Below are 8,032 nucleotides of genomic sequence, written 5' to 3'. Positions count from 1 at the left end.
CATTCGGTAGGATGTGTCGAGGTAAATCCGGAGACAATGGAGGGAAACGAGTGCGTAGTCGGCGAATCCGCCGCCACCTTCCGGGGCGGCGGATTCGCCTCCATCGCCAGTAACTCTTTGAGCAACCGGCACAACCTCCCCGATGAAGCGGGAGATTTGTGTCATAGGCAACCGAATCTTCCCGCTTCAACTCCTTTGATTTAGTGGCCTACCTCGCTGCAGTATGGCGATTCAACACAGCCGTTGAAATCCTCTTTCTCAGATATATTCTTGTCTGAAACGGCTAGTTGCTGAAAGTCCATCTATATCACCATATTGTAACGCGCATCTGTTTATACAAAAAATAAATGTGTTTGTGATACATTTATCAGGTTGTATATGAAATCGGATCGGATCGAGCTACCTGCTGACAAGCAATTAGTTGAAAAAGTCATTCAGGATAGGACAGAACAGGGGTCAGTACATTTCGTGTATGTCTTAGAATGTGTAGATTGGGTTGAAGAAAGAGCTAGAGAACGGGTAAAAGACGTATATGATCTGGGAACAAAAGAAGATCTTCGGTTTTTTCAAAAAGATCATAAGACGGATGATCCTCGGCATTTCCAAAAGAATATCAATAACAAAAACACCAATGGATCATCTAAAAGTCAAAAACAGGGGTTTACAGAACGCGAGTCTGACTTTAACCCACCATCGTGGTATTACCTAGCTCTAGACGCAGAAAGGGTGTATTATGTTGGCTGCACGGCTGATGTTTATTCTCGCATAAATCAACATATGGAAGGCAAATCATCAGGCGGCGCAAATTTCACCACAGTGTTTCCTCCTACACATCTAGTCGAAGTATATGGGTTTCAAAACAAGGACAGAGCCTATGAAGCCGAAAGAGAGGTTGGTAGTGAGCTAACCGAAAATGAGGAGTACGCATACTTTTCTTGATTCACGATATTGAGCGATCTGTGATCTTCCTGTATTGACCACAACCGGATTAGAATGTATCACTCGCAGAGGATTTCAACAGAGCTACTAGTACGGGTTTACACGGTTTAGTGAGAACCACTACCTTTTGGAAACCCATTCAAGTGGATATGATACTCTGAATTATGATTACTCCGTAGGAGAGAACTGAGCCCGTCGAGGCCGGTGACGGCCAGACCGTCATCTCTTCTTACTGCGGGGTTGTTTTCTCATAGTTTTCTTGAAATTCTGTAAACCACGAATCGATAAGGTCTATGTCGAGCTCTTCAATAATTTCACCGTCGCTGCCCACTCGTCCGATTTTCTCGTTACGCGTCCACCCACAGACTACTGGACGTTCCGTGACTGTCTCTCTGAATTCAGCCTGCCGCACTAATCGCTTTGGCTCATCGCTTGTCTCACGGAGCATCTCAATCAGCTCACGGAGGAGAGGATTCCCTGGCGCGAAGTGATGTATCGATGGGAATTCGTCGGCACAGTCTGACGAAAACGTCACAGCAACCGAATCTTCGCTCGGGGCAATGAACTGAGCGAACGTCTGCTCTCCGTCTGGCTCCGGTAGTTCCATACCGTCCCATCTCAGACGGTAGGTCGTTTCTTCGTGTTCGAACTCGCCCTCATATTCGCTGTTTGTAATGTCGATATCAAGCTCAGTGACCGGAGTGAAAGTCACCCCAGCGTCAGCAAGCGTCTCATTCTCGACGAGAACAGCTTCTAGACTTGATTTTTGATACGGTGCTGGATATCGATAATCCTCTTCTCGTGTTTCCCCGATGTCTGGATGGGTGTACGACTGCCACGCGTCGAGTCTCGCCTCGTCGATAACGTCCTGTGCGACCAATGGCTCCACCGTCTCAAGGGACTCCCCCACATCCACACGGTCGCTCTGCTCTTGGTTCTCTATCTGTTCGGAAAACTCACGATCAGCTTCCGCAACTGCCTCGTGGCTCTCATCTCTATCCTTTTCCAGAGTCGCTGTCCGAATCTGTTTGCTCACTCCAGAGAGGACAGGCTGCATTTCACCAACGACGTTCTCGAAGAGGTCGATCCGGTCGTCAAGACGCTCGTAAATGTCTGTCTCGACAGTGTCCTTGTAGCTGTAATTGAGGATTTCGACCTCATCGTATCGCTGTCCGATGCGGTCAATGCGTCCAATACGCTGCTCAACACGCATCGGATTCCACGGAAGATCGTAGTTGATGAGAGCCCCGCATTCCTGGAGATTGAGTCCTTCACTGGCTGAGTCCGTACAGACAAGAATGTCCACTTGGCCCTCGTCAGTAGCGAACTCGCGTTTTACTCGCTCTTTCCCGACCGTTCTCCACGACTCACCATCCGCGTCGTACATCTCCCCTCCACGGCCAGAGTAGGTAGCGACGGTTTCTCCGTGTATCGAGACGAGACTGCTGCGAATGAAATCCATCGTGTCCGTATACTGGGTGAAAATAATGACTCGGTTGTGGCCCTCCCGATCAAGTTCACCGAGGTCGTCAATCAGCTGGTCGACTTTCGGATCACGATCAATCTGTCGCAGATCACTGACGAAGGATTCGAGCTCTTCGATCTCTTGTTCGAGTAGGTCCACCCCTGCCTCTGTGACATTCGGAATTATCCCGGTGAGGTCTATATCCTCAAATCCATCGTCAATATCGTCCAAGCTATCGAAGTCTGTGAGGTCTTGCTCCGACAGGGAGTCCAGTAACACTTGACTGGTGCTAGACTCTGAGCCAAACGTCGGTCCTCTTGCTTGTTTCGCAGCCTGCTGTTTCCGTTCCAGAACCGCTTGTTGTGTGCGAAGTTTTTCAAGACGGTGCTGGAGGCTCTGTGAAATCGCGTAGATGCTGCTAGTCAGTCGCTGCCGATACGTCGTCATTACGAACCCGATAGCCCGATTTTCGACCTCGTCAGACTGCTGCGCGAGTTTGTAGAACTTCCGTGTGTAGTCGTCAATCCGGTCGTATACGCGACGCGTCTCGTCGGTCAGCTCAATCTGGCGCTGTTCAGGGTCCCGGTTCGGGACCGTCTCGTCAAGTAGCCCAACCTGTTCGTACTTCCGGAGCGTGTCCCGTGTGTTCCGGTGGATAAGCGCGTCGACAGGCGTGGATTCGGCGAGAACATCCTGAACGACTCTCCAACCAGATTCGGAGAGCTCATCGAGGGCGTTCAGCCGATCGTTCCGCCCATAGGTGAGCCATTCTTCGTCCGCTTTCCACTCCGGATACAGGAGATATTTGAGCTTCTCGTCTTCTTTCGCCTCGAACGGGTCGATGTCATGCTCATCGAGAGCCGTCTCGAAGACCTCGATGTATCCGTCGAAGTGTTCACCGTACCCTGCGGCAAGCGTACAGGACGCTAGCACGCGTTCCTTTGCGATAGAACGTGCCTGGCTCCCATCCGCTTTGATTTCGAGTAGTTCCGCCATTTCATCGAAGATGTCGTCGGAGAGGGTTCGTTCGGCGGATAGTCGGTCTTGATATCGGTTCTCGTCAAGCGTCGCTTGTGCTGACCAAGAGGAGGTATTCGATTCAGATCCATCCGTATCGACGACCGTACGGATCGCCTGAGAGAGCGCCTGTCGAGTTTCGAAGAAGTCGACGAAACGGTCCTCGTTGTCCCACTGTTCCGGAAGATCGAGGAGTGCCATCAGATCGTAGAGCTCGCCGGCATGCAGTTGCATCGGCGTCGCTGTGAGGAAGTAGTAGCACTGCGTGTGGTCTCGGAGTCGGTCGAGCATACCGTAGAAACTGCTGCCCTTCCGAGCGTTGTGGGCCTCGTCGACGATGACGGCATCCCAGACGCCTTCACGATTATTCGGGCTCCGTCCGCGTCCACTCACAGGGACAGTATCTCGGGTTCGGACTCGGCCGCTGTCACGAGGCGCGACTTGATCCCAACGGTCCTGGAGTCGCGCCGTGTGCCACGACATAATGACAATCGTCGGCGTCTGAGACACGGAATCAGATGTCGCGGTCGAAGACTGCTGATTAATGAACCGCCATATCGGACTCTCGACCCACGCGCGTTCTCGCTCCTCATCAGAAATGTTCAGTTCCGACAGAGACGGCGGCGCGTGTTCCTGACCGAAGGCGTCGATAAAGGCGTACTCGTTGGTGCTTCCACGTTCGAACCGATAGGCGTTGATATTGAATTTCTCCCATAGCTCCTCCTGCCACTGTTGTCTGAGGCTCGCGGGGACGAGGAGGAGGCCGGTTTCGAGTTCGTCCGTGATTCCGAGTCGTGAGAGGGTGAGACCGGCTTCGATAGTCTTCCCGAGGCCGACCTCGTCACAGAGGAGGAAGCTGTTCGGGTAGGTGTTCACGAGCGTGTCAGAAACGACGCGCTGGTGAGGCCAAGGGGTGATCGTACAGGCCTCTTCGGCGAGTGCGAGACCACCGGGCGTGAGCGGACCGTCGGCGATGATGTTCGCTTTGTCCAGTTCGGTTGCTGGTGCCTCTCCTCTCGCGATCTGAATCGCTTCCTTGATCTCAGATTCCGAATCGGGATCCTTCCAGTCGATCAACTCTCTCTCGATGGCTTCCGGCAGGTCGTACACCTCAACGAAGGGGTGCCCGTTCGACCAGAGCTGTTCGAACGTATCGACGTCGGCGTCGACGTAGGCATCCTCGCCGTCCTCCCACGACCGGTGGACTTTGAAGCGCTCGTAGTTACGTTTCCAGCCGCCGATGGTCTCATTCACGCTTCCTTCGAAGGAAAGTGCGTTTCCGTCATCGTCGTGGAAGACCCCCATTTTCGGGTGGAATATCTGCCAGCTCCCTTCTCGTGGAACGGCGACCTTGATATGGAGTCGCTCTTCTCGGAGCAATCGAGCGAGAAGCTTGAGGTGGGCGTCGAGTTCCTCTTCGTCTAATTCATCGAGTGAGTCCTTCAGTTCGTCTGTGAGCCGTTCGAGAACGGGTTTGTCCGACTTGTATAGGTCCGTGCCAACGACGAGTCGCATCTCGCCGTCGTGTTCAAGGAGAGCGTCGATACCCCGAGAAGCGACGGCGAGGGCCGTACTTGAGAAATATCCAGCCACTCGGTCGTAGCGGATACTTCGATTCAAGGCTGGTATATAAAACTCATCGACAAGATAGGTACTTTCAGTACCCGGTCGGCTCTCGTAAGTTGGGGACCAAGAATAGTTTTGAAGCCCATCCATCCGTCTGGAAAGCAATTATCTTCGGGTTGCCTTACACTTATCGACCATTAGCATCCGATTCTATCTGGATCTCTAAGCTACACGACAGATGATCTTAATACCTAGTCTCTCTATTTATGCGTTCTAGCTTGTCGCTCGGACTCGTTCATACGAGAAGCCAGCAAAATATAAATTCGGTTGGATTGAATCAATTTCTTACATGAAATTCTTCACAGCTGGTGACGTTCTAGAACATGCTAAGATAGCCCCGACAGAACCATTGACGATCAGTCGGGATGAATCCGTCTACGACGCGCTCACCCACATGTTGCGGAACGACTTCGATCAGCTGCCTGTAATGCGTGACGACGAAGTCGTGGGGGCGGTGACGTTCAAATCGATCGCTCGATTGGCGAAGTCAGTCCCCGACTCGAACCTCGAGAAAATGAGCGTCATGGGCGCATTGGTGTCTCCAACGTACGTGAGTGTTGAACACGACATGTTCGGGCTCTTCGAGACTTTCGCAGTCGAGGAGTTCGTTCTCGTGGGTAGCAGCGATAACTTGGGTGGCATCATCACGCGATACGACGTCTTCCATTTCCTCAAAGAGCAGTTCCGTCCGTTCATTATGATTGGAGAGATCGAGCGAAGTCTCCGCACACTGTTTGAGCGAGAGTTCCCGGACATCGAGGAACATATTCAGGAGACATTTGCGCCTCGTGCAGAGGAAGATCCGAGTTACTCGGTTCCTGAATCACTCGACTATTTCAATTTCGAGGAATACAAACGGTTCATCGCAACAAACTTCGAGGATTTACCCGAAGAGCTCCGAACTGATCAGGAGTTCGTTCTCAAACTACTCGAGGGTGTGCGGAAGAATCGAAACTCTCTGTTTCACTTTAGAGCTGGAGTCGACGAGATCGACCGAGAGATAATCGAAGTTGCTCACGGGTACTTTACGGGTCTCGTTGAGTAGAAAAACGAAGAAGTACTGTCCGGGTTAGAACTCTTCTAGACTCTGCTGTGATGTGTCCTCACGGTCGTCCGCAAAGATGTTCGGGCCGAAGTCGAGATCGAGCACGTCACTCGTTCGACCGACGGCCAAATCACGAGCGAGCTCCCAGTCCTCGTGGTTCTTCGGTAGCACCTGAAGCAGCGCCTTCAGCGTGGCCTTGAACTGGCTGTCCGTGTCGTAGTTCCGTTCCCGAAGCCACTCGAGGGTCACCGTTTCGCCCTTCTTGTCGTAGACGTGCATCGCGGCGTGGACGGCGTCCAGCGAGCGCGGGAACGAGAGGTCGTCCGGGTCGATCGGGAGTCGGTTCGACCGGTCTTCGGGCTTCTCGTTGATGTTCTGGACGCGGCCCTCGTGCCCGCGGAGGCTGATGTCGCCACGGCTCTTGCGCCAGGTCTTCGTCGAGCGCTTGATCTCGTCGATGTCGACGCCGATGCCGAGGCCGAGCTGGCGACCGTCATCGTAGGAGAACGTCTCGGACTCGTGGACGAGCCAGCAGAGGACGTACCACTCGGTGACGTCGTCGAGGGTGTCGACGTCCATCCCCTCCAGGTACTCGTCGACGAGGATTTGGGTAACGGCCTCGCGTGCCGTTTCGAGGGCCTTCCGCGGGGGGACTTCCTCGTCCTCGTCGTCGACGACGGGGTAGGCGTCGGCGAAGACCCGGAGCGTCGGGCCGAACGCCGAAATGATCACGTCGGTCTTCGTCAGGGAGATTCCGGATTCAAGGAGGTCGCGGGCGGCCTCTTTGGCGGCCGCTCGCGTGTCGGCCTCAACGTCGCTCCAGAGTGTCGGGACCACGTTGTCAGGGTCCTGTTCTTCGTGGGGTTTGCGGCCCGTGAGGAGGAGAGTAGAGTCAGCTGAGGCGCTGTTGCGCATTCCTGCCCGCTGCGGCATCTCGCTCGTAATGGGATGAGTCGAAGTAATGACAAACCCAGAGTTGATGAGCGACATTGTCAGCGTGTCCCAAGCGTCCGTCTCCTTGTGCGTGAACATAACCGTCATCACGCCGCCGGGTTCCAAGACGCGATAAAGTTCAGAGAAGATGTCGCTCATCTTCTCCTCATAGTCTTGATTTGCTAACTCTTTCTTTGATGTTTCTGATGAAGCTACACCCTCAAACCGCTCTGGATTAGCTACTGCTTCGTCTTCCTTGTTGGTTAGTGGACTATCAAACATACTAGGGAAGACCTCTCCCAGATATTCTTTCATTAAGACGTAGAAGAAATCAGATAGCTCTGCATACATAATACTGCTATAATAGGGAGGATCAACGACTACAGACTGTATTTCGCCAGTTTCATACGGAAGACTAGCAGCATTCTGGTTCGACACTTCTCCAGTGGGGGAACCTTCTGGCAAGTAGGAAGCAATCTCTTCGTATGAATCGACGATCTTGGAGAGATGTGAATCGTGACCCATGCCACCAACTGACATGTTATTGTCTACAAACACTCGTTTAAATGCGAAATTTTTACCCTTGAATACGTGATCTGGGTACCCCTTGCCCATATGCCAGGATGCCAGCCGAGAATTGTATTCGGCCATTTTATTGGCAGCGAGGGTTAGAAGAACTACAATCGCCTCTGCAGTTTCTTCATCAAACTTAGAGTATATCTCGTCTTTATAATAGTCGAGAGACTTGTAATATTCGTACGTGTTTAGCCCCAGCTGATTTCGTCACTGTCTCGTAGGAGGTGGCCTATGACAGACACATGGTCTGTCAGCAGAGAGTGAGTCTGTTTCCACAGGGATGGTCTCCGAGGACCGGAGACCATCCCGTTGGCTCTGCTGGTGTCAATTCGAGGTGGGAGTAGTGAACGAGGACGATCTCACCAAGGACGAACTCCTCTCACGCTTTCTCCAGATGGAGGAGCGAATCAACGAGCTGGAAGAGAAGAGAA

4 protein-coding genes and 1 pseudogene are annotated in these 8,032 nt (G+C 52.7%); 2 read left to right on the top strand and 3 right to left on the bottom strand.

The features are described from left to right. Nucleotides 1-165 (bottom strand): annotated as a pseudogene (locus CK500_RS16635) (IS5/IS1182 family transposase); the annotation flags it as partial. Between the two features lie 213 nt (nt 166-378). Here CK500_RS16635 and CK500_RS16630 point away from each other — a divergent pair. Next, complete coding sequence (locus CK500_RS16630) at nt 379-939, top strand: GIY-YIG nuclease family protein (RefSeq protein WP_095638297.1); 561 nt, start codon at nt 379-381, stop codon at nt 937-939. A 229-nt stretch (nt 940-1,168) separates the two neighbouring features. On the opposite strand, the gene CK500_RS16625 is transcribed toward CK500_RS16630, so the two are convergent. Further along, nucleotides 1,169-5,137 carry a helicase-related protein gene (locus CK500_RS16625; RefSeq protein WP_095638296.1) on the bottom strand — a complete coding sequence of 1,323 codons (3,969 nt, stop codon included), beginning with the start codon at nt 5,135-5,137 and terminating at the stop codon, nt 1,169-1,171. Between the two features lie 199 nt (nt 5,138-5,336). Between CK500_RS16625 and CK500_RS16620 the strand changes: the two genes are divergently transcribed. Then, entirely contained in the window at nt 5,337-6,092 is a 756-nt protein-coding gene (locus CK500_RS16620) for a CBS domain-containing protein (protein ID WP_095638295.1), read from the top strand. 24 nt (nt 6,093-6,116) lie between these two features. On the opposite strand, the gene CK500_RS17680 is transcribed toward CK500_RS16620, so the two are convergent. Further along, the gene (locus CK500_RS17680; RefSeq protein WP_233139269.1) at nt 6,117-7,550 is read right to left on the bottom strand and encodes a hypothetical protein; all 1,434 of its coding nucleotides are present in this window, start codon (nt 7,548-7,550) and stop codon (nt 6,117-6,119) included. Between the last annotated feature and the right edge of the window lie 482 nt (nt 7,551-8,032).

Source organism: Halorubrum salipaludis, assembly GCF_002286985.1.
GTDB classification, from domain to species: Archaea; Halobacteriota; Halobacteria; order Halobacteriales; family Haloferacaceae; genus Halorubrum; species Halorubrum salipaludis.
The sequence above is the reverse complement of the archived record's forward strand: the minus strand, read 5'-3'. Positions and strand labels throughout refer to the sequence as shown.